This is a genomic window from Geothrix sp. SG200 (assembly GCF_022808935.1).
GTDB lineage: Bacteria > Acidobacteriota > Holophagae > Holophagales > Holophagaceae > Geothrix > Geothrix alkalitolerans.
The window spans coordinates 426068-446771 of sequence record NZ_JAKZFR010000001.1 but is presented as its reverse complement, the minus strand read 5'-3'; the positions used below and the strand labels follow the sequence as shown (position 1 = coordinate 446771).

Below are 20704 nucleotides of genomic sequence, written 5' to 3'. Positions count from 1 at the left end.
CTTCTCAGCCCAGCTTGGCCTGCATGATGTCCAGGATCTCCCCATCGGCGCAGGCCATGCCCTGCTGGGCCAGGCGGCCCAAATGGGCCAGGGAGGCCTCGCCGGTGGCGCCCACGATGCCATCCGTTCCGGGAATGCCGAAGCCCGCCAGGGCCAGTTCCGCCGAACGGAACGCCGCCTCCGCGCCGGTCATGGCCTTCATGGCGCAGCCGATCTTGGCCCCATCGCAGATGAGCCCCGCCAGGTTGCCCACCATGTTGTGGATGGCCAGCTCCATCTGGGGGATGCCGCCACCGCCCAGGTGCACCAGGCCCACGGCGATGCCGATGCCGGCCGCATTGGAGGCCCCGCACACCGCCGATAGCGTCCCCAGGCGGTGGGTGGTGGCCGTGGTCAGGAGGCAGGCCAGGGCCAGGGCCTCCTCGATGCGGGCCTCCTCGTACCCCTTGCGCCGGGCCCACAGACCCAGGGCGACAGACACGGTGATGCCCTTGTTGCCGGAGCCGGCCAGGGACATGACCGTGAGCGGCTCGCCGGACATGCGGCCCAGCACACCGGAGCTCACCAGGCGCGGGATGCGGAGCCAGGGCTCGCCGTCGGGCCCGGGCACGAAGCCCGGCGGGAGGTGGTTGACGCTGTGCTCGGCCATGGCGAGGTTGAGGGCCAGGCCCTCGCGCAGGCGCACCCGGTCCGCCTCGGTGATCGTTCCCGCCAGAGCCACCAATTGCGCCAGGGATCTGGTCCCGACCTGCTCCCGGATGCGGTCTCCCGCGTCCGGGTCCACCTGGGCCGCGGCGAGGGGCACCGCCACGCCATCCGTCTCCAGGCGGGTCAGGCGGGTGTGCTCCTGCTCCAGCACCGCCCGCCCCACGCCCCCTTCGCAGGCCACGGTGCAGTCAATGTAGAGCTCCGTGCGGGAGGCGTCCACCTCCACGTGGAGCGCGCCGCGGTCCAGCAGCCGTCCAGCCTGCTCGAGCGCTTCGGGCGTGACGGTTTCAAACATCTGCAGCGCCGGCGAGGGGTCCGGAAGCACGGCCCCCAGGGCGAGCGCCCAGAGCACCCCGGTGCGCCCGCCGCTGTTGGGAATGCCCACGGCATGGCAGTTCTTGTAGGTGCGCACATCAAGCACCAGCCGGGCCATGCGCGGCTCGCCGCGCCCCTGGCGGGCCGCCAGGCAGGCGGCGTAGGCCACCGCCGCGGGCTCCGTGCAGCCCAGGGCCGGCTTCCATTCGGCGGACAGGTACTCGGTCAGATCCATGGACAACCTCGCGGCCCCCATTCTGGCCGCAAGACCGCATGTCCCCGGTCACAGGCGGCGGAGGAACGGCTTCCGGGAGAAAAGCTATTTCGCCACCAATTTCGCCGATGGCGGTGATTGCGCCTCGGATGCTTCCCGCATGGGCCGTCCTCAGGCCGCTTCCGGCTTTGCCGGAAGTCATGGGGGCGCCAGGGCCTCACCTCCCCAGAAGGTCGCGACCCTGGCGCCCCCATAGAGCCCATGCTGCAGCGAGGCGGCAATCTGCTTTTCATCGACGGAATCATCGAAATCGGTGGCGGAATAATCCTTTCGAGCGGCTTCCCCCACGCCGGGGACTCGACTCGTATTAGGCTACGACCCATGACCTCGCTGATCGGACATCCCCTCCCCGCCTTCTCCCTCCAGGACGACCAGGGCGCCACGGTCACGGCCGCGGACCTCAAGGGCCGCTGGACCGTGCTCTACGCCTACCCCAAGGACAGCACCCCCGGCTGCACCACGGAGGCCTGCGACCTCCGCGACAGCTGGACCCGCATGCAGGCCCTGGGCGCCCAGGTCTACGGCCTCAGCCGCGACAGCCTCAAGAGCCACCAGAACTTCATCACCAAGCAGAGCCTCCCCTTCCGCCTGCTCTCCGACCCCGACTGCGCCCTTCTCAAGCCACTCGGCGCCTTCGGCAAGAAGATGATGTACGGCAAGGAAGTGGAAGGCATCATCCGCAGCACCTTCCTCATCGACCCCAAGGGCGTCGTCCGCCACGTCTGGCCCAAGGTGAGCGTGAAGGGGCATGTGCAGGAGGTGCTGGACGTGCTCGAGAAGCTGAAAAGCTGAGACAGGATTAACAGGATTAAGTGCTTGATTAACAGTACTAAAAAAAGCGATCTCGTTTTTTAAATTCCGTTAATCCGTCTTTCCATCCTGTTAATCCTGTCCCCACCCTTCGAACGGCCGACCCTCACCCCGCCATGATGCTGAAGCCGCCGTCCACGTAGAGCACCTGGCCGGTGATGCCGCGGCCCATGTCGCTGACGAGGAACACGCCGGCATCGCCCACTTCCAGCTGGTCCGTGTCGCGCTGCAGCGGGGTGTGGGAGCGGTGGGCCTTCAGCTTGGAGCCGATGCCGGGAATGGCCGAGGAGGCCAGGGTCTTGATGGGGCCGGCGGAGATGGCGTTCACGCGGATGCCCTGAGGCCCCAGATCCGCGGCCAGGTAGCGCACGGTGGATTCCAGAGCGGCCTTGGCTACGCCCATCACGTTGTATCCGGGCACCACCCGCTCACCGCCCAGGTAGCTGAGGGTCACGATGGAGCCGCCCTCGGCCATGAGGGGCTGGGCCGCGTTGCAGACCGCCGCCAGGGAGTAGGCGCTGATGTCGTGGGCTACGCGGAAGTCCTCGCGGCTGGTCTCCACGAAGCGGCCTTCCAGGGCCTGCCGGGGGGCGTAGGCCACCGCGTGCACCAGGAAGTCGAGCTTGCCCCACTTCTTGCGGATCTCGTCGAAGGCCATGACGATCTGGCTGTCGCTGCCCACGTCCATGGGCAGCAGCAGGGGATTCTTCAGCTCCGCCGCCAGCTCGCGGACGTTCTCGCCCAGGCGCTCGTTCTGGTAGGTCAGGCAGAGCTGGGCGCCGGCCTCGGCCACCTTCTGGGTGATGCCCCAGGCGATGGACCGCTTGTTCGCCACGCCGATGATCAGGCCCCGCTTCCCTTCCAACAATCCGCCCTTGGCGCTCATGCGATCTCCTCCAGAGCCATGTGCAAACAATCACTTAGCATAGCCGAACCCGCGCCGCCACGCTATACCCGAGGTCAGGACGGGGCCTTCAGAATCCTGCCAGCAGGAGGTCGATGGCCCGGAGAACCTCGTTCCGCGCGTCAGGAAGATCCCCGCACGGAACCCCCAGCTCCCTTCGGGGAATGCCCGCCAGCTCCGGGACCATGGCCACCAGGGAGGCACCTTGGAACCGCATCACCGGGGTCAACCGGGAAATGGCCTGCACCCCGGCGGCTTCGGCCCGGTACAGCGGCACCACCAGCCGGGTACCGAGTTCCGAGAACAGCTTCGATTGCACGTCCAGCAGGTAGGGGACCGCGGCGTTCGTCCGGGGATTAGGGTTCTTGAAGACCGTGCACACCGCCATCAGAAGGTCCGGACTCCATCGCTGAACACCCCCTGGGCCTCGATCCGCCGGTTGTAAGCCTCGATCGCCACCCGGTTCTCCTCCGCCCAGCGCTCCGCCTGCCGGGCCTTCACTGCATAGGCGATGGCTTCCTCAGCCACACCCGAAAGGTTGAGCCCCAGATCCCGGGCTTCCTTCAGCAAATCGCTGTCCAGGCTGAGGTTGACCGCCTTCTTGGATGCCATGGACCCTCCCGATACGCATTGAATATGCGCATCATCCATGCATCCGTCAACCGAATCCTGCCTGTCCGCTTTCAATCCTGTTACTCATGTCTTCGCGTTCGCTTGAAGGATGCCCGTGCCCCTCCCCGTCCCCATCGCCCTTGTGTTCCTGGCCCAGCCCGCGGCGCCCTCTTTTCGGGCCGACCTGGATGCCGGGCGCTACCTCAAGGTGCTCGCAGACGCCGAGGCCCGCCTGCGCCAGGACCCGAATGATGCCGCGGCCTGGGCGGCCAAGTCCCAGGCCCTCTCCAGCCTTCAGCGCTTCGCCGAGGCCCACTCGGCCGCGGACCGGGCCCTGGCCTTGAATCCCCGCCTGGCGGACGCCCTCCTGGCCCGGGGTCTGGCCCGGGCGGGCGAGGCCATCCGCCAGCGGGACTTCGGCAGCCTGCGCGGCGCCCTGGACGCCATGGACGACCTGCGCGCCGCCACGGAGGCCGATCCCACGCTGGCCCCCGCCTGGATGAGCCTGGGTCTGGCCTACGAGATGCTGCCGGGCATTCTGGGCGGCTCCACCCGAAAGGCCCTGCGCTGTGCCGACCAGCTCCGCCGCGTGGCTCCGGCCCGAGGGGACCTTCTCCAGGCCCTGGTCCTGGTCGAAGAAAACAAGTGGTGGGAGGCCCAGCCGTACTTCGGTCGCGCCCTGACACAGGCGCCCCAGGATCCCGAAGTGGTGGGCCAGTGGCTCGATGCCTTGGACCGCCGCCCCGCCAAGAAGGCCCTGGGTGAAGCCGGGAAGAACGCCCGCCTGCTCGCCGAGGCCGCCCGCCTGCTGCCCGGCGTGCGCACCCGCGCCCGGGGCGTGGCCGCCGTCAGCGACGCCTACCTGCACGGCGGCCGCCCCGACCTCGCCTGGCAGGTGGTCCAGGACCACCTCGCCCAGGTGGACGCCCCCAGCCTCCTGCGCCTGCAGCTGGGCAAGGTGGCCGCCGTCAGCGGCCTCCACCGCCCCGAAGGCCTGGCCGCCCTCGACCAGGTCCTCCGCGAGCCCCTCGAAGGCGGCGCCGCCGGCACCCCCGGCGCCTGGTGGCGCAAAGGCCAGATCCTCCGCGACCTGGGAAGGAAAGATGAAGCCCGCAAGGCCGCCCAGGAAACCCTGAAGCTCGATCCGAAGCATCGGGGGGCGAGGGACCTGATGGACGCGTTGGAGCAGGGGGACTGACCCATCGCGTCAGTTTCTTGACCTTCGGCCCAGCGGAGAGAGTCATGGGTGCTGAGTTGGGGGTCCTGAGGCCCTGTTCACACAAGGGTTCGGATTCCGGTTGGCCCGTTGGCACGGAGGTTGATACCTTAAGCGCGGCAATCGCCCATAGGAGAACTCCATGAAGAGCCAGAAGGGCTTCACCCTCATCGAACTGCTGCTCGTGCTCGCCATCATCGGCATCATCAGCGCCATCGCCATCCCGGCCCTGCTCGGCCAGCGCGCCCGCGCCCGCGACAAGAGCGCCCAGGAGAACTGCTCCGCCATCATCGGCGACTTCATCTCCGCCTACGACAAGGCTCGTGAGGAAGGCACTGATGTCTCCACCGTGTCCACCTTCACCACCAACATCGTCGGAACTGACGCTGCCACCACGAAGATCAATGCCCTCTGGGTGTCCAAGAACCCCTGGAACACCACTGGTGCCCTCCCCGCCTACAACCAGACGATTGTCTCGGAAACCGCTGTCGACGGAACCGCTACGCGCACAGCCGCTACCGCCACCAACCAGGGCCAGGTCCAGATCGGCTACCTGCCCCCCGATGGCACCGCCACCCCCGCCATCCCCGGCACCCTGGTGACCGCCGTGTACCTCTACAATTCCTTCACCGATGCCGCTGGTACCGCCACCCACGTGTTCTACAAGGTCAGCAACCTGGAGTAATCCAGCCTGACCTCCGAAACCGGGCCCCGAACGGGGCCCGGTTTTCGTTTGAACCGCGCCCTCCTTACACTTATTCCTGGGAACCGATCGATGAACAGCGAGCACATGAAGACCGCCCTGCCCATCCTGCTGCTGGTCAGCCTGCTCCTCCTGCTGGGTTGGAGCATTCTTTTCGGTTTCTATCTGAACCGCATCGGCAGCCAGGGACGGGCTTCTGTCTTCCGACTGCTCCGGACCTTCCGTTGGGCCGGCCCTCTGACTGTGCTGATCTCGGCGATTCTGCTGCATGGCCCCCTGGCCTGGGCCTTCGCCGAAGCGACCTTCGGCAAGGCCGAAGCTCAGCGTGCGCTTGCCATGGACTACTTCTCGGGGAGGGGACTGCTTCCACAGGACCGCATCCAGGCAAGGGCCTGGTTGACCCGGGCAGCCAGCCAGGGTGACCGGGAAGCTGAGTTCACCCTGGCTCAGATGTGGTATGGGGGGACGGGCGGCCCCTCGGATCCCATTGCTGCCCTTCGATGGGCGCGCGCTGCAGCGGCTCAAGGCCATCCGTTGGCGATGCTCCTGGTTGGAGAGATCCTGACTGTTCGCCCCGGCCTTGCCGAACCCGGCGAATCAGCACAACAAACCTATGCGCAGGCCCGAACTTTCATTCAACGGGAGGCGCAGCTGGGGAATACCAATGCGATCTTCGCTTTCGGGCGGATGCTTTCAGAGGGTCTGGGTGGATCTGCCGATCCCGTGGAAGGCTACCGTTGGCTGTTGAAGGCCAAGGCCCAAGGGTTGGACCCCTTCCAGCAGATCTACGTGCAATCCATGGGGCAGAGACTAAATCAACAGCAGAGACGCGCCGTCATGGAGCGCCAGGACTAATGAACCCCTGTCACCCCGGGGTCAGTGGAGGCGTTTCAGTTCCTGACCGGCTTGGTTGGTTTGAAAAGCGGTTGCCCCACCCAGGGTGGTGTCCGTGACCGTCAAGGTGTAGGTGAGACCGCTGGCATCCACCACAAGGGTGTAGTCCATCTTGCTGTTGCCTTGGGGCACGAACGTGGGGAGGAGGGCGGGACCGGTGGTAGCTTTGCCATCCGCCGTCCAATCATAGGTACCCTCCACAGCATAGAGACCCGTTTCGGCCCTGCGGTTCTCAAGAATCATCTGGAGGGTCTTGGCGTTGGACATGGCATCGCCGATGACCCGGGCCCGGCGCCGCTGCCCCAGGTAGCTGGGGATGGCGATGGCGCTGATGATGCCGATGAGGGCCAGGACCAGCAGGAGCTCGACCAGGGAAAAACCGCGCGCCCGGTCGGCACGGCGGGGCGACAGGCGGGACAGCAGACCGGACATGGGGACCTCCAGGATGTTCAGGTAAGCATGCAAGGCGCGTGCGGAACGGCGCCCGCTCAGTCTTTCCCGAACACGTTGGCCAGGTTGAAGATGGGCATATACATGGCGATGACGATGAAGCCGATGATGCCGCCGAGCATGGCGATCATGACGGGTTCCATGAGGCTGGTGAGGTTGGCCACGGCGTTGTCCACCTCGTCCTCGTAGAAGTCCGCCACCTTGGAGAGCATGGCGTCCAGGGCGCCCGTGGCCTCACCCACGCCCACCATCTGCACCACCATGGGCGGGAAGACCTTGGTTTCCGCCAGCGGAGTGGCGATGTTGCGGCCCTGTTCCACGGCGTCCTTGGATTTCAGGATGGCGTTCTGAATGACCATGTTGCCGGCGGTGCGGGCCGTGATGTCCATGCCTTCGAGGATGGGCACGCCAGAGCTGATGAGGGTGCCCAGGGTGCGGCAGAACCGGGCCACGGCCACCTTGCGAAGCACGTCGCCGATGATGGGAATCTTCAGCATGAGGCTGTCAATCTGGAGCCGGCCCGCCGTCGTCTTATAGTACTGGCGCAGGCCCACCACGATGAGGGCGATGGCGATGATGATGAGCCAACTGTAGTTGATGAGGGCATTGGAGAGGGCCATGCAGACGAGGGTGGGGAATGGCAGCTTGCTGCCCAGGCCGTCATACATGGCGGAGAAGACGGGAATCACCTTCACCATGATGATGACCACCACGGCGATGGCGATGGAGATAACGGCCACCGGGTAGGTCATGGCGCCCTTCACCTTGGCCGTGAGCTTGACGGCCTTCTCGATGTAGCCCGAGAGCCGCTGGAGGATGACATCCAGGATGCCGCCGCTCTCGCCGGCGCCCACCATGTTCACGTAGAGGTCGTTGAAGGCCTTGGGGTGCTTGGAAAGGGCCGCCTGCAGGGTGAGGCCCTTCTCCACGTCCTCGCGCACGGCCTCGATGATCTTCTGGAAGCCCTTGTCCACCTGCTGGGCGCCCAGGATCTCCAGGCACTGCACCAGGGGCAGGCCCGCATCGATCATCACGCTGAACTGCCGGGTGAAGATGGCAAGATCCTTGGGCTTCACCTTGCCGAAGGACTTGGTGCCCTTGGCGGCCATGGCGCTGATGCCCGTGACTTCGATGCCGTTGCGCTTCAGGGTGGCGGCGGCGGCATCCCGGGATTCGGACACCAGGACGCCCTCCTGGGCCTCCCCCAATCGATTCTTGCCTTTCCATGCGTATGCGGGCATGCGGACCTCGGCGGACAGCTGGGAACGATGGTGCCTTCAGGATAGGCAGGAATGGATCAGTGGTGAAGAGCTAATGGGTCGCAGGGAATGGTTTAGGTGTACTTGATGTTGGGATTCCGGCCCCCCAGTGCGGGATTGCTGGTGGCGGCCGGCTGGGCCGGAGCCGCCCCGCGGCCGCCGGCCGCGCCGACGCCCACGCCCCGGTTGATGAGCTCCCGCAGCTCGTCGGCGTTCGAGGTGTACTCGAAGGCCTGCTCCTGGCTGATCTCCTTGCGGAGCACCAGGTCCGAGAGGCTCTGGTTGAAGGTCTGCATGCCGTATTTTGTTTGGCCGGACTGCATGGTGCCGTAGATCTGGTGGATCTTGTCCTCGCGGATGAGGTTCCGGATGGCGGAGTTGGGGATCATGATCTCCAGCGCCAGCGCCCGCCCCTTGCCGCCCACCTTGGGGATGAGGCTCTGGCAGATGACGCCCTCCAGCACCAGGGAGAGCTGGGCCCTCACCTGGGCCTGCTGGTGGCTGGGGAACACGTCGATGATGCGGTTGATGGTCTGCACGGTGCTGTTGGTGTGCAGGGTGGCGAAGGTGAGGTGGCCCGTCTCGGCGATGGTGAGCGCCGATTCGATGGTTTCCAGGTCGCGCAGCTCTCCCACCAGCACCACGTCGGGATCCTGGCGGAGGGCCGAGCGCAGGGCCTTCTTGAAGCTGTGGGTGTCCGCGTGGATCTCGCGCTGGTTCACCAGGGCTCGCCGGTGCTTGTGCACGTACTCCACCGGGTCCTCGATGGTGAGGATGTGGACGGGTTCCTCGGCGTTGATCTTGTCCACCATCGCGGCCAGGGTCGTGGACTTGCCGGAGCCCGTCACGCCGGTCACCAGCACCAGGCCGCGGGGCTTGTCGCAGAGGGCCTGGACCGAGGGCGGCAGGCCCAGCTGGTCGAAGCTGCGGATGTTCTCGGGGATGGTGCGGAAGACGCCCGCCGTGGCGCCCCGCTGGTTGAAGACGTTGGCGCGGAAGCGGGCCACGCCCTGGAGGCCGAAGGAGAAGTCCACCTCCAGGTCCTCCTCCAGGCGGTGCTTCTGCTGGTCGGTCATGACGCCGTAGCAGAGCCAGCGGGTCTGGGAGGCGTCCATGGGGGGCAGCTTGAGAGGCACCATGCGACCGTCGATGCGGATCTGCGGCGCCGAGTCCGTGGTGATGTGGAGGTCGGTGCCCCCGTACTCCACCATCGTCTTGAGCAGCTGCTGCAGCGGAGCTACGTAGTTGGAACCGATCTCACTCATGCCGAACCTTTCCTAGAGGACTGTCTCGCGGATGATCTCTTCGATGGTGGTGACGCCGTCGAGCACCTTGCGGCAACCGGAGCGGCGGAGGGTGATCATGCCCTCCTTCTGCCCCTGCTCGCGGAGTTCGATGGCCGAGGCGCCCGTGAGGATCATGTCCTTCAGGGTCTCCGACATCTCCAGCACCTCGTAGAGGCCGACGCGGCCCTTGTAGCCGCGCTTGTTGCAAATATCGCACCCGACAGGCTTGTAGAAGGTGATGCCCCGCTGGATCTCCTCCGGCGTGAAGCCCACCTCGCGCAGGGCCTCCTCGGGCTGATGGTGGGTGTCGACGGCCTTGCAGCTGTTGCAGAGGCGCCGCACCAGGCGCTGGGCGCAGATGATGTTCACCGAGGTGGCCACCAGGAACGGCTCCACGCCCATGTTCATGAGGCGGTTGATGGTGCTGGGGGCGTCGTTGGTGTGCAGGGTTGAAAGCACCAGGTGGCCCGTGAGCGAGGCCTTGATGGCGATCTCCGCCGTCTCGAAGTCGCGGATCTCGCCCACGAGGATGATGTTGGGATCCTGGCGGAGGAAGGAGCGCAGGGCGGCGGCGAAGTTGAGGCCGATCTGCTCCTTCATCTGCACCTGGTTGATGCCGGGGAAGTTGAACTCGACGGGATCCTCGGCCGTCAGGATGTTGGTGTCCACGGTATTGAGCTTGGCGATGGAAGAATACAGCGTGTTCGTCTTGCCCGATCCCGTGGGTCCCGTCACCAGCACCATGCCGTAGGGCTTGGAGATCTGCCGGTCCCAGCGCTCCAGGCTCTCGGGCTCGAAGCCGAGCTTGGTGAGGTCGAGCATGAGCTTGTCGCTGTCCAGCAGCCGCAGCACGATCTTCTCGCCGAAGAGGGTGGGCAGGATGCTCACGCGGTAGTCGATGACCTTCTGCCGGCCGCCCATGTTCACGCGCAGCTTGATGCGGCCGTCCTGGGGCAGGCGCTTCTCGGCGATGTTGAGCTTGGCCAGGATCTTCACGCGGGAGGTGAGGGGGTCCCTCAGCTTGAGGTTCGGCCGCATCACCTCCTGGAGGATGCCGTCGATGCGGAAGCGGATGCGGTAGTTCTTCTCGTAGGGCTCGACGTGGATGTCCGAGGCGCCGCGCTTGATGGCGTCGATGAGCACCATGTTCACGAGCTTCACCACCGGGGCATCCTCGCTGCCCTTCTTCAGGGCGCCGACGTTGATGCTCTCTTCGTCGTCGTCCGTGGCTTCGTACTCGGCGTCGGCGTCCAGCTCCTGCTCCAGGTCCTGGAGGTCGAATTGCTCGTCCTGCTCATTGAATGGATTCGAAGGGCCGGTGTCGGTGGGACCGGCCGCCGCCGCGCCGCCCATGGTGGTCCGCGCGCCCTGGGCATCCGCCAGGCGCAGGCCGCTGGAGCCCCCGTAGTACTTCTCGACGGCCCGCACCAGGCCCATCTCGCTGGAGACGACGGGATCCACGTTGTAGCCGGTGTGGAACCGCACGTCATCCATGGCGAAGATGTCCGTGGGATCGGACATGGCCAGGGTCAGGACATTGCCGGTGCGCTGCAGGGGCAGCACCTTGTGACGCTGGGCCAGGTCCTTCGGGATCAGCGCGATGACAGCGGGATCGATGGGCGGCCACTGCTCCAGGTCCGCTGCGGGGACGCCGTACTGCATGCCCAGGAAGCTGACGATGTCCTGGTCCGAGCAGTAGCCCTGGCGCACGACGATGCTGCCCAGCTTGCCGCCTTCCCGGCGCTGGATCCTGATCACTTCTTCCAACTGGGCATCCGTGAGGAGCTGAGCTTTGACGAGCATTTCCCCTAGCTTGCTGACCACTGGCTGCCTCCGGGTGGGGTGATGCGATGGTAACACCTCCCGGAGGTATCCCACGCCCGGCCCATTGTATGCTTTCGCCATGCCTGCCCCAGGGACTCCGCCCCAGCGTCTGATGCTGGCCCGGCAATTGATCCGGGAGAAAGGCCTATCCAGGACGGACCTGGCCCTGCTGGAGGACATCCTGCGGGAAGGGGCCGGAGACCTGGATCCCCTGCTGGAAGCGCCTTCCGGTGAGCCTGCCAGCAGCGAGGAGTCCCCGGCCCAGGCCAACCTGCGACGCAACCTCGGACTCTTCCTGGCCTTTCTGCACCAGTTCTCGCCCCGCCGCCTCGGCGAAGCCCGGGTCGCCATGGGGCTGGTTCTGCAGCACAGCCTCGGGCGGCTGGCCCACCTGACCGGCACCGCCCATCGGGAGCTGATGGTGGAACACGACCAGCCGGCGTGGGTGGGCCTGCTGCTTGATCTCCTGGCCTCGCTCCGGACCATGGCCGCCCCGCCCGGAGAGGAAGCCGGAACCCTTCAGGCCTTGTGGGCGGCCTTCCTGGAAGATCACCGCGATTCCTTCCGCCAGATCCTGACCGCGCTCCAGACCTGCAAGGACGGACCAGAGGCCGTGGCGCGGCTGAACGCCCAGATGAAGGTGGTGAACCGGGCCATCCAGGGCCAGGGCCGGCTTGAGGAGTCCCTGGCCCGGCTGGCGGAGCACCTGGAAGCCTGCATCCCTCCGGAGTTCCATGCCCGCGTGGAGCCCCTGCTGCTGCTGCAGCACGTGGTGTCCAACCTGCGCCTGGGCCTGATGCGGCCCATGGATCGGGGCATCCATTGGCCTGCGGTGGAGCAGGTGCGAGGAAGCCTGCGCTGGCTCTGGGACCACCTGGGCTGGGTGCTGCCCCGCATGGACGCCGAGCTGTTCAGGGACCGCACCCCGGTCGAGCTGCGGCAGCTGCTCCGGGATCTCCGTGCCGGGGATCCGGCCCTCTTCTCCGTGGTGGCCCGGGCCATGGCCAGCCACATCTCCCTCCTGGGGTTGATGGAGTCCCTGGAACCTTCGGCCGGAGCCGGCGCCCAGGAGATCTACGCGTCCGTGCCCACCTTTCTGGTCATCGAATCCGAGCTGGGGCGGGTGGCGGAACGCGCCTACGACCCTGGCCGGGCCGCCCTGGTGAACCCCGACCGGCCCGAGGCCCCCCGGCTCCGGGCCTACCTCCGCCAGGCCGTGCTGAGCCTGCGCCAGGACCAGGGGACCCTGCGGAGCCTCCTGCAGCAGGCCCTGGCCGGGGCCGACGCCGAGCAGGTGGCCCACGCTCAGGACAGCCTGCGCGGCCTGCTCCTCAATCACCAGAAGCAGCTCATGGGCGAGCTCGTGGGCCTGTTCTCTCCTGACGTGCAGCAGCGCCTGTTCCCGGACTCCCCCAGCCTGATGGAAGAGGGGGATCGCCTCCGGCTACGCATCCAGCGGCTCTGGGAGCAGGTCCCGCCCATCCACACCCACCTCCTCCTGAGCCTGGAGCTCCAGGACTGGCCCCGGCTCGCCCTCGGGCTCGCCCAGGCCTACCGCCACCTGCTGGCCTTCCGCCGCAGTCCGGAGTTCCCGCTGATGAGGCGGCCCGACCGCGAGGAGGCCGAACGGCTCATCGCGGACCTGGGCCAGCTGCTGGAATCCCCGGAGGAGGTCCACCAGGCCCTCCGTGACGCCATGGACGTGCTGGGCGAGCTGCTGCGATTCCTGGAGCTGTTCCTGCTCCGGATCAACGCCCGGGTGCCCCTCATCCGGCAGGACCTGGAAGTGGCCCAGGAAGCCCTGCAGCTCATCGCCAGCCTGAGGGGAAGCCCGGCGGGACCCGAGCGCGCCCGCCTTTCCCACAAGCTGATCCAGAGCACCAAGCGCCTCGGCGTGCGCGACGCCCAGGCCGTGGTCCTTCTCAAGCGCTGGATCCGCGCCGAGCGCGGGCAGCGGGAAGGCTCGCTTCCCGTCCTGGAGCCGCTCGCCGCCCACCTCGGCCAACTCGCCATGAGACTCGAAGCCGCGCTGGGCTGACCGCCCGCGAACGACCCGACCCCCCACCTCCCCGGAGCCCCATGCACCACATCCACTGGCTGGAACCGCAACCGTCCACGGCCGGTCATGCGTTGCGAGCGGCCCTGGAGGCCTGGGGCCACGACGTGGTGCCGGGGCCGGGCCCCGGTTCGCTGGTGCTGGTGGCGGAACGGCCCGATCCGCGGCTGATTCCGGCGGAAGGATCGGAAATCCTGTGGTGGGTCCAGGAGGCGGAGGCGGAGGAGATCAGCGCCGTGCTGGAACAGCGGCCGGGCTGGGTGATGCGCCAGGACCGCCCTCTCGAGGCGGCCCGGGAGGCGCTCCGGCACCTGCGGCAGCGGGACCTCGGCAGCGAGGGATGGCTGCGCCAGATGCTCCATCTGGCCTCCCTGGACGAGCTGCTGAAGCTCATGCTGACCCGCGCCATCCGGCAATCCCGGGCGAAGGGCGGCGCGATCTGGCTCCGCAAGGAGAACCGGTTCTACCAGCGGGCCGGCGACGGGTCCTTCCCGGAGGCCCCCCTGCCCCGCCACGAGGCCCTGGACCTGGTTCGCCGGGGCGAGGCCTTCCTCCTGGCCGCCTCGGAGCAACTGGGCCTCCTGCGCCTGCTGAACCCTCTCGAGCCACCCGAGCGCTTCCTCCTGGGCTTCGAGGACGTGGAGCCCCTGCTGCTCAACGCCTGGCGCCTGGAAGAGAGCAAGGCCCTGTCCTTCAAGGACGACCTCACCGTGGCCCAGAATCGCCGGTGCCTGGAGACGGAGCTGCCCCAGACGGTGCGCGAAGCCGCCGCCAAGGGGGAATCCGTGGCCCTGGTGTTCATCGACGTGGACGACCTCAAGCAGGTGAACAGCCAGTACGGCCACCCCGCGGGAAGCATCGTGCTCGAGGCCGTCGCCCGGACCGCCCAACGTCTCTGCCGCGCCCATGACCGCCTCTACCGCTATGGGGGGGACGAGTTCTGCCTCATCATGCCCAGTACCCGCTCCCTGGGGGCTCAGAAGCTGGCGGAGCGCCTCATCGAAGTCACCCTGGGCCAGCCCGTCGCCATCGGGAACGACCGCCTGACCATCTCTCTCAGCGCCGGCGTGGCCGCCTTCCCGGAGCACGCGGACGGGGCCGGCCACCTCATCGAACAGGCCGACCGCGCCCTCCTGCGCGCCAAGCGGGAAGGCAAGCGGCAGGTGGTGGTGGCAGGGTAAGGGGACAGTCCTCGGTCCTCAGTCCTCAGTTTTGCGTCAACCCACCAGAGCGGCCCGGCAGGTTCGCATCTTTTACTGAAGCCTGAGGACTGAAGCCCGAGTCCCCTACTTCCGCTTCTTCTTCCCGCCCTTCTCGGCCCCGAATACCTTGGCCAGGAAGCCTTCTTCCCCCTCCCCGGCGGGTTCGCCGTCGAGGCTCCGGCGGAGTTGCTCCAGCAACTGGCGCTGCTCGGCCGTAATGGACTTCGGCACGGCCGCCCGCAGGTGCAGATAGAGATCGCCCCGGCCGCTGCCCTGGAGCCGGGGAACGCCGGCGTTCACCAGCTTCACCACATGGTCCGCGGGAGTTCCCGCCGCCAGCTTCACCTTGTCCGCGCCGTAGGGCGTCTCGACGTCGAGCGCGCCGCCGGTCACGAGCAGGGGCCAGGACACCTCCAGCCGCTGGTGGAGATCGAACCCGTCCCGCTCGTACTTCGGATCCTGCTCCACGTCGAACACCACGTAGAGATCGCCGGTGCGGCCTCCGAAGCGTCCGGCCTCGCCCTGATTCTGGAGGCGGAGGCGCGTGCCCCGGTCCACGCCCGCGGGCACCTTGAAGCTCACCTTGGCCTTCCGATGGACCCGTCCCTCTCCGCGGCACTCGCGGCAGGGCTTCGGGATGATGCGGCCCTTGCCTTCGCAGCGGGGGCAGGGCGTGAGCATCTGGAAGAAGCCCTGGCGCATGGCCACCTGGCCCGCGCCACGGCACTGGGGGCAGGTCTCCGGACGCGTGCCCGGCTCACAGCCCGAGCCATGGCAGGTGCCGCAGGCCTCCAGGCGCGGGATGCTGAGCTCCACGCTCTCCTTACCGAAGACCGCGTCCTTGAAGCTGAGCTTCAGGTTGTACTGCAGGTCCGAACCCCGCTCTTCGCCGCTGGCCCGCCGCCGGCCGCCGCCGAAGAGGTCGCCGAACAGCCCGCCGCCGAAGAAGCTGCCGAGGATGTCCTCGAAATCCGCGAACTGGTTCGGGTCGAACTGGAACTGCTGGCCGCCGCCCCCCGCGCCGCCCAGGCCCGCGTGGCCGAACTGGTCGTACACCCGGCGCTTCTCGGGATCCGACAGCACGCTGTAGGCCTCCGCGGCCTCCTTGAATTTCTCCTCCGCCTCCTTGTTGCCCGGATTGCGGTCGGGATGCAGCTCCATGGCCAGCTTGCGGTAGGCCTTCTTCAGTTCATCCGTCCCCGCGTCCTTCGAGACGCCGAGGACTTCGTAGTAGTCACGCTTCATGCACCCATCCTGGATTCCAGGATAGCCGATGGGCCGGCCTAATTCGGCCCCGCCCCTTCATCCTCGCCATCCAGGGAGGCCATCATGGCCTCGCTGGCGGCCAGGACGGCGTCGGTCAGCAGGTTCTGGGCCTCGAGCAGCTGGCCCTCGCAGGCCCGGAGAGCCGTGGAGTCCTGCGAGGCCACGGCCTGCCGGGCGCGGGAGAGCACCTCGCGGATCATGATCTGCTGGTCTTCCGCCAGGTACTTGCCGCATTCCGCGAAGCTCTTGTCGCAGGAGAAGATCAGGCCCTCGGCGGAGGCGATGTACTTCAGCGCGTCGCGCTTCTTCACATCGGTCTCGGCGTTGGCCAGGGCCTCGCGGATCATGCGCTGGATCTCCAGTTCGGACAGGCCGGAACTGGGCCGGATGCTCATGCTCTGCTCCAGGCCGGTCATGAGATCCCGGGCCGAAACCTTCACGATGCCGTTGGAGTCGATGTCGAAGGCCACCTCGATCTGAGGCACGCCCTTGGGGAGGGGCGGCAGGTTGATGAGGTCGAACCGGCCCAGGCTCTTGTTGTGCTCGGCCAGTTCGCGCTCGCCCTGCAGCACGTGGATCTCCACCCGGCTCTGATTGTCCGTAACCGTGGTGAAGGTGCGCGCGTCCCGGGTGGGGATGGTGGCGTTGCGCTGGATGATCTTCACGAAGCCGCCGCCCTGGGTTTCGATGCCCAAGCTGAGCGGCGTGACGTCCAGCAGCACCAGGTCCTTGATGTCGCCCTTCAGGACCGCGCCCTGGATGGAGGCGCCCGTGGCCACCACTTCGTCCGGGTTGATGCTGCGGTTGGGCTCCTTGCCGAAGAAGTCCCGCACCAGGCGCTGCACCATGGGCATGCGGGTCTGCCCGCCCACGAGGATCACCTCGTCCACCTGCTTGGGCGTCTTGCCGCCCTGCTCCAGCGCGTCCTTGATGGGGACCAGCGTCTGCTCCACCAGCGCGCGGGCCATATCTTCGAGCTGGTCGCGAGTCAGGGTGGCCTCGAGGTGCTGGGGGCCGCTTGGGGCCTGGGCGATGAAGGGCAGGCGGATCTCCACCCGGTCCAGGGTGGACAGCTCGCACTTGGCCTTCTCGCTGGCCTCTTTCAGCCGCTGAAGCGCCATGCGGTCGAAGGATAGGTCGATGCCCGTCTTCTCACGGAACTGCTGCACGAGCCAGTTCTGGATGGCCAGATCGATGTCCTCGCCGCCCAGGAAGGTGTCGCCGCTGGTGGCCAGCACCTCGAACACGCCGTCGTTCATCTCCATCAATGTGAAGTCGAAGGTGCCGCCGCCGAAGTCGTAGATGGCTAGGATCTGCTTCAGGCCCTTCTTGTTGAAGCCGTAGGCCAGGGCCGCCGCCGTGGGCTCGTTGATGATGCGCTGCACGTTGAGGCCGGCGATCTTGCCGGCATCCTTGGTGGCCTGGCGCTGGGCATCATCAAAGTACGCCGGGACCGTGATGACCGCGTCCATCACGTCCTCATGGAGGAAGGCTTCGGCCGCCTGCTTCAGAGATCGCAGGACGATGGCCGTGACCTCGGGCGGCGCATAGTCCCGCTCGCCCACGCGCAGCCAGGCATCCCCGTTGGGCGCGGAGACCACGGGGAAGGGCAGCCGGCCGATGGCCTCCTGGACCTTGGGGGCGTTGAACCGCTGGCCGATGAGGCGCTTGACGGCGAACAGGGTGCGCTGCGGGTTCGTGACCGCCTGGCGCTTGGCGATGTGGCCCACCAGCACGTCACCCTTGTCCGTGAAGGCCACCACCGAGGGAGTCGTGCGGCTCCCCTCCCGGTTGGGGATCACCCGCGAATCGCCACTCTCCATCACGCAGACGCAACTGTTCGTCGTACCGAGGTCAATGCCGATCAGTTTGCCTGCCATGGGTGGAACTCCCGGTGAATTGCAACTTCATGATAAATCGGATTCTTGGGTCATCCAAAGGCACGGGGCGGGCGGCCGCTAGGGCTTCCCGGAATCCTGGAGCCGATTCACCACCACGCGGGCGGGACGAAGGAGCTGTCCCTTGAGGTTGTAGCCGCGCTCGTAGACCGCGGCCACCGCGCCGTCCGGAAGGCCCGGATCACTGAAGGTGGTGAGCGCTTCGGCGTGAAGGGCGTCGTACGTGTCTCCGACTTTCAGCGGAAGCGGCTCGACGTTCATGCGGCGAAGCGCTTCCGCGAACTGCTTCTGGATCAGCTCCACGCCGGCCCGGAAGGTGTCGACATCCTGGTATGAGGCGCTGAGTCCCCGCTCGAAGTTGTCGAGGACGGGAAGCACTTCGAGGAGAATCTTCCGCTCGGCCTGCTCCACGGCCAGGGCGATGTCGCGCTGGACGCGATTGCGGAAGTTGTTGAAGTCCGCCGCCAGACGCCGGTGCTGATCCATCAGCTCGGCCTCCCGCCGGAGCATCTCCTCCATCTGCCGCTCGGCTTCGGTGAGGGCCGCCTCCAAACCCTCCCGAGAGCCGTCGAGCTCCGTGAGCTCGCCCTCCTCGAGAGATGGTGCGGGATACCCCGAGGCCACCTCGTCCGCGACGGACTGGAGATCCGCCTCCAAGGCATCGTCCAGGCTGAGATCCACCACATCCTCGGGCTCGCCGGAGGGTGGAGCGGGCAGGTCGTTGGGCTCGCGGGGAGTGCCGGTGGTCATCGCAGCAGTATACGCAGTCCGGCGGGGAACCGCGTCAGGATCCGCCCTGCCGCCGCTGGACCTGCCTGGACCACCACCGCAGGCCACCCATGACCCGGCCGTAGTCCATGCGGAGCGGCCCCACCAGGGCGAAGGTGACATAGCCCGCCGGTCCCAGCCCCACCGTGCGAACGGCGGTGGCCAGAGGCCAGCCGTCCAGATAGGGATTCTCCGACCCCAGCAGTAGCTGGATGTCCTGGGAGGCCCTGTCCGCGAAGGCATTCAGCAGGCGGGCCAGGCGGCCCTGCTCCTCGAAGGCGGCCACCAGGCCACGAAACCGGGCCACATCCTCGAATTCGGGAAGCTGGCCGAGACGCCCCAGCCCTGACACCAGCACGGGAGGGTCGCCAGCTTGCCGCTCCTCGGGCCACTGGGAGGCCAGCTCCTGAAGCCGGGTCCGGAATGTCTCCCCCTCCCGGGCCCCCGCCTGCAGGGCGTCCAGCAACTTCGACCGCATCTCCCCAAGGGTGAGGCCCGCGAACTGGGCAGTGGCGAAGTTCGCCAGCTCAGTCAGCACGGTATCGCTGTAATTCCAAGGGTTATCCATGATGCGGTGATCGACCTCGCCCAGGCTCCCCACCCAGATCGCCACCAGGCGGCCCGGTCCCACCGGCACGAACTCCAGGCGCACGAGGCGGCTCTGGGTCAGAGGCAGAGGCAGGGCCAGGCAGACCCCTCCCATCACCTCCGCCAGCGTCCGGCTGGCGTGCCGGGCCCACGACTCGGGATCCAGGTCGAGGCCATCCAGCGCCGTGGCAAGACGCCCTTCCAGCTCGGAGTCCGGGGGTTGCGCCTTCAGCCAGCGATCCACGTAGTAGCGATACGCCCGCTCCGTGGGGACCCGCCCGGCCGACGTGTGCGGCTGGGCCACCAGGGATTCGTCCTCCAGGTCCGAGAGCACGTTCCGGATGGTGGCGCTGGAGAGGGGTTCCGGGAACCGCTTGGACAGCAGGCGCGAACCCACGGGCTCGCCGGCCTCCAGGTAGGCCTCGATGAGGGTGCGCAGCACGGATTCGCCGCGGGGATTGAGGTTGGGGGTGGCCATGGTAGGTAAACTTTGCGGGCTGTCATACTATATACCCCCCCAACGGAGGTCCCATGCGCACAGCCCTGATCCGAATGTCCCTCGCCGCGGCGCTTGTCCTGGCCGTGGGATGCAACCGCAAGAGCGAAGCCGCCATCCAGGCGGACGAAGCCGCCAAGGCAGCCGAGGCCAAAGTTGCCCAGCTCGAACAGCAGCTCGCCGAGGCCAAGTCCGGCAAGGTCACCGGAGAGGACGCCGAGACCGTCAAGCAGGTGACCAAGTCCCAGGTGAAGGCCCTGGAGCGCCAGGTGGCTGACGCGAAGAAGCGCGCCGAGGCCAAGAAGCAGGAAGCCGCCATGCTGGCTTCCGCCCCCGTCGCCAAGGAGGCGCCCAAGCCCGTGGTGATCGACGTGCCCACCGGCACGAAACTCGAGATCACCCTGGCCCGCGAGCTGGCAACGGACAAAGACCAGGCCGGGGATGCCTGGGAGGGCTCGCTGGCCTCTGACGTCGTGGTGGACGGCAAGCTGGTCTGGAGCGCCGGCAGCCCCGCCCGGGGCGTCGTGACCCAGAGCGCTGCGGCGGGACGTCTCAGCAACGGCAAGGGCGCCCTGGGCATCCGTCTCACCGAGGTCGCCGGCGTCGGCATCGATACGGACACGCATGTGGTGGTGGCCACCGCCCGCGGCGAGCGCAACGCCAAGTACATCGGCGGCGGCGCGGCCCTCGGCGCCCTGGTGGGCCTGCTCTCCGACAAGAAGAACCAAGGTGACCACGCCCTCGGTGGCGCGGCCATCGGCGCCGCCGCCGGCACCGCCGTGGCCGCCGGCACCGCCGACACTGTGATCAAGATCCCAGCGAGCAAGCCCGTCGCCTTCAGCCTGACCTCGCCGGAGAAGGTGACGCTGAAGAAGTAGCTGCCGGCCATCAGCTGTCAGAAACAACAAGGAAGCGGGAGGCTCGCCTCCCGCTTCTGCTTTTACTGAGAGCTGACAGATGATGGCTGATAGCCAGTTCACGCCTCCAGCGCCTGCAGGCGCTCCGCCTCGAACGCGGCGCGCAGTGGCTCGATGATGGGCTCGAGCTGGCCGGACATGGGGGGCCCCGCTCCGTGAGCCCGGGCCCCAAGGGCCGGGCGAACGGGAGGGCGGTCCGGGGGACCGCCCGATCGCGGGCTGCCAGTCGCAGCGTACGCAGAGCCGCGTATGCGGCGA

At 67.3% G+C, this 20704-nt stretch carries 19 protein-coding genes; 7 read left to right on the top strand and 12 right to left on the bottom strand.

Annotated features, from left to right (window positions below; all coding sequences use genetic code 11):
* Positions 1-4: 4 nt before the first annotated feature.
* The gene (locus ML539_RS02005) at positions 5-1258 is read right to left on the bottom strand and encodes an L-serine ammonia-lyase, iron-sulfur-dependent, subunit alpha (protein WP_243320178.1); all 1254 of its coding nucleotides are present in this window, start codon (positions 1256-1258) and stop codon (positions 5-7) included.
* Between the two features lie 360 nt (positions 1259-1618).
* On the opposite strand from ML539_RS02005, the gene ML539_RS02000 reads away from it, so the two are divergent.
* Complete coding sequence (locus tag ML539_RS02000) at positions 1619-2089, top strand: peroxiredoxin (RefSeq protein WP_243320176.1); 471 nt, start codon at positions 1619-1621, stop codon at positions 2087-2089.
* 124 nt (positions 2090-2213) lie between these two features.
* Here ML539_RS02000 and ML539_RS01995 read toward each other — a convergent pair whose 3' ends face one another.
* From ML539_RS01995 to ML539_RS01985, 3 genes are all read right to left on the bottom strand, one after another.
* Positions 2214-2993: an enoyl-ACP reductase gene (locus ML539_RS01995; RefSeq protein WP_243294240.1), complete on the bottom strand. Its 780-nt coding sequence runs from the start codon at positions 2991-2993 to the stop codon at positions 2214-2216.
* An 88-nt stretch (positions 2994-3081) separates the two neighbouring features.
* Entirely contained in the window at positions 3082-3399 is a 318-nt protein-coding gene (locus ML539_RS01990) for a CcdB family protein (RefSeq protein ID WP_243320174.1), read from the bottom strand.
* Entirely contained in the window at positions 3399-3623 is a 225-nt protein-coding gene (locus ML539_RS01985) for a type II toxin-antitoxin system CcdA family antitoxin (RefSeq protein WP_243320172.1), read from the bottom strand. Before ML539_RS01985 ends, ML539_RS01990 begins: the two co-directional genes overlap by 1 nt.
* A 109-nt stretch (positions 3624-3732) precedes the next feature.
* On the opposite strand from ML539_RS01985, the gene ML539_RS01980 reads away from it, so the two are divergent.
* From ML539_RS01980 to ML539_RS01970, 3 genes are all read left to right on the top strand, one after another.
* A complete protein-coding gene (locus ML539_RS01980) occupies positions 3733-4821 on the top strand; it encodes a tetratricopeptide repeat protein (RefSeq protein WP_243320170.1) in 1089 nt (362 codons plus the stop codon).
* A gap of 160 nt (positions 4822-4981) precedes the next feature.
* Entirely contained in the window at positions 4982-5524 is a 543-nt protein-coding gene (locus ML539_RS15355; protein WP_279341423.1) for a type II secretion system protein, read from the top strand.
* 90 nt (positions 5525-5614) lie between these two features.
* A complete protein-coding gene (locus ML539_RS01970) occupies positions 5615-6397 on the top strand; it encodes a tetratricopeptide repeat protein (protein WP_243320168.1) in 783 nt (260 codons plus the stop codon).
* 21 nt (positions 6398-6418) lie between these two features.
* Here the strand turns inward: ML539_RS01970 and ML539_RS01965 are convergent, their stop codons facing one another.
* From ML539_RS01965 to pilB, 4 genes are all read right to left on the bottom strand, one after another.
* Positions 6419-6868 (bottom strand): prepilin-type N-terminal cleavage/methylation domain-containing protein, encoded by a 450-nt coding sequence (locus ML539_RS01965; RefSeq protein ID WP_243320166.1) that lies wholly within the window; start codon positions 6866-6868, stop codon positions 6419-6421.
* Positions 6869-6924: 56 nt separating this feature from the next.
* The gene (locus tag ML539_RS01960; protein ID WP_243320163.1) at positions 6925-8127 is read right to left on the bottom strand and encodes a type II secretion system F family protein; all 1203 of its coding nucleotides are present in this window, start codon (positions 8125-8127) and stop codon (positions 6925-6927) included.
* Between the two features lie 92 nt (positions 8128-8219).
* Positions 8220-9410, bottom strand: coding sequence for a type IV pilus twitching motility protein PilT (locus ML539_RS01955; protein ID WP_279341422.1), 1191 nt, complete (start codon positions 9408-9410; stop codon positions 8220-8222).
* 12 nt (positions 9411-9422) lie between these two features.
* Positions 9423-11234 (bottom strand): type IV-A pilus assembly ATPase PilB, encoded by a 1812-nt coding sequence (pilB, locus tag ML539_RS01950; RefSeq protein ID WP_243320162.1) that lies wholly within the window; start codon positions 11232-11234, stop codon positions 9423-9425.
* Between the two features lie 100 nt (positions 11235-11334).
* On the opposite strand from pilB, the gene ML539_RS01945 reads away from it, so the two are divergent.
* Both ML539_RS01945 and ML539_RS01940 read left to right on the top strand, forming a co-directional pair.
* Positions 11335-13293 (top strand): hypothetical protein, encoded by a 1959-nt coding sequence (locus tag ML539_RS01945; protein WP_243320161.1) that lies wholly within the window; start codon positions 11335-11337, stop codon positions 13291-13293.
* 41 nt (positions 13294-13334) lie between these two features.
* Positions 13335-14492, top strand: a complete 1158-nt coding sequence (locus ML539_RS01940) for a GGDEF domain-containing protein (RefSeq protein ID WP_243320159.1) — start codon at positions 13335-13337, stop codon at positions 14490-14492.
* Positions 14493-14597: 105 nt separating this feature from the next.
* Here ML539_RS01940 and dnaJ read toward each other — a convergent pair whose 3' ends face one another.
* The 4 genes from dnaJ to hrcA all read right to left on the bottom strand — a co-directional run bounded on the left by dnaJ (position 14598) and on the right by hrcA (position 19511).
* On the bottom strand, positions 14598-15758 hold the full coding sequence (dnaJ, locus tag ML539_RS01935) for a molecular chaperone DnaJ (protein ID WP_243320158.1): 1161 nt from the start codon (positions 15756-15758) through the stop codon (positions 14598-14600).
* A gap of 38 nt (positions 15759-15796) precedes the next feature.
* Entirely contained in the window at positions 15797-17659 is a 1863-nt protein-coding gene (gene dnaK, locus ML539_RS01930) for a molecular chaperone DnaK (protein WP_243320156.1), read from the bottom strand.
* A 78-nt stretch (positions 17660-17737) separates the two neighbouring features.
* Positions 17738-18427, bottom strand: a complete 690-nt coding sequence (locus ML539_RS01925; protein ID WP_243320154.1) for a nucleotide exchange factor GrpE — start codon at positions 18425-18427, stop codon at positions 17738-17740.
* 34 nt (positions 18428-18461) lie between these two features.
* On the bottom strand, positions 18462-19511 hold the full coding sequence (gene hrcA, locus ML539_RS01920) for a heat-inducible transcriptional repressor HrcA (RefSeq protein ID WP_243320152.1): 1050 nt from the start codon (positions 19509-19511) through the stop codon (positions 18462-18464).
* 53 nt (positions 19512-19564) lie between these two features.
* Here hrcA and ML539_RS01915 point away from each other — a divergent pair, with 53 nt between their 5' ends.
* Positions 19565-20407: a hypothetical protein gene (locus ML539_RS01915; RefSeq protein ID WP_243320150.1), complete on the top strand. Its 843-nt coding sequence runs from the start codon at positions 19565-19567 to the stop codon at positions 20405-20407.
* Positions 20408-20704 lie beyond the last annotated feature (297 nt).

Excerpts from the sequence above, each read along its gene's own strand:
- ML539_RS02005 (WP_243320178.1), bottom strand. The coding sequence starts at position 1,258 with ATGGATCTGACCGAGTACCTGTCCGCCGAATGGAAGCCGGCCCTGGGC.
- ML539_RS02000 (WP_243320176.1), top strand. The coding sequence starts at position 1,619 with ATGACCTCGCTGATCGGACATCCCCTCCCCGCCTTCTCCCTCCAGGAC.
- ML539_RS01995 (WP_243294240.1), bottom strand. The coding sequence starts at position 2,993 with ATGAGCGCCAAGGGCGGATTGTTGGAAGGGAAGCGGGGCCTGATCATC.
- ML539_RS01990 (WP_243320174.1), bottom strand. The coding sequence starts at position 3,399 with ATGGCGGTGTGCACGGTCTTCAAGAACCCTAATCCCCGGACGAACGCC.
- ML539_RS01985 (WP_243320172.1), bottom strand. The coding sequence starts at position 3,623 with ATGGCATCCAAGAAGGCGGTCAACCTCAGCCTGGACAGCGATTTGCTG.
- ML539_RS01980 (WP_243320170.1), top strand. The coding sequence starts at position 3,733 with ATGCCCGTGCCCCTCCCCGTCCCCATCGCCCTTGTGTTCCTGGCCCAG.
- ML539_RS15355 (WP_279341423.1), top strand. The coding sequence starts at position 4,982 with ATGAAGAGCCAGAAGGGCTTCACCCTCATCGAACTGCTGCTCGTGCTC.
- ML539_RS01970 (WP_243320168.1), top strand. The coding sequence starts at position 5,615 with ATGAACAGCGAGCACATGAAGACCGCCCTGCCCATCCTGCTGCTGGTC.
- ML539_RS01965 (WP_243320166.1), bottom strand. The coding sequence starts at position 6,868 with ATGTCCGGTCTGCTGTCCCGCCTGTCGCCCCGCCGTGCCGACCGGGCG.
- ML539_RS01960 (WP_243320163.1), bottom strand. The coding sequence starts at position 8,127 with ATGCCCGCATACGCATGGAAAGGCAAGAATCGATTGGGGGAGGCCCAG.
- ML539_RS01955 (WP_279341422.1), bottom strand. The coding sequence starts at position 9,410 with ATGAGTGAGATCGGTTCCAACTACGTAGCTCCGCTGCAGCAGCTGCTC.
- pilB (WP_243320162.1), bottom strand. The coding sequence starts at position 11,234 with ATGCTCGTCAAAGCTCAGCTCCTCACGGATGCCCAGTTGGAAGAAGTG.
- ML539_RS01945 (WP_243320161.1), top strand. The coding sequence starts at position 11,335 with ATGCCTGCCCCAGGGACTCCGCCCCAGCGTCTGATGCTGGCCCGGCAA.
- ML539_RS01940 (WP_243320159.1), top strand. The coding sequence starts at position 13,335 with ATGCACCACATCCACTGGCTGGAACCGCAACCGTCCACGGCCGGTCAT.
- dnaJ (WP_243320158.1), bottom strand. The coding sequence starts at position 15,758 with ATGAAGCGTGACTACTACGAAGTCCTCGGCGTCTCGAAGGACGCGGGG.
- dnaK (WP_243320156.1), bottom strand. The coding sequence starts at position 17,659 with ATGGCAGGCAAACTGATCGGCATTGACCTCGGTACGACGAACAGTTGC.
- ML539_RS01925 (WP_243320154.1), bottom strand. The coding sequence starts at position 18,427 with ATGACCACCGGCACTCCCCGCGAGCCCAACGACCTGCCCGCTCCACCC.
- hrcA (WP_243320152.1), bottom strand. The coding sequence starts at position 19,511 with ATGGCCACCCCCAACCTCAATCCCCGCGGCGAATCCGTGCTGCGCACC.
- ML539_RS01915 (WP_243320150.1), top strand. The coding sequence starts at position 19,565 with ATGCGCACAGCCCTGATCCGAATGTCCCTCGCCGCGGCGCTTGTCCTG.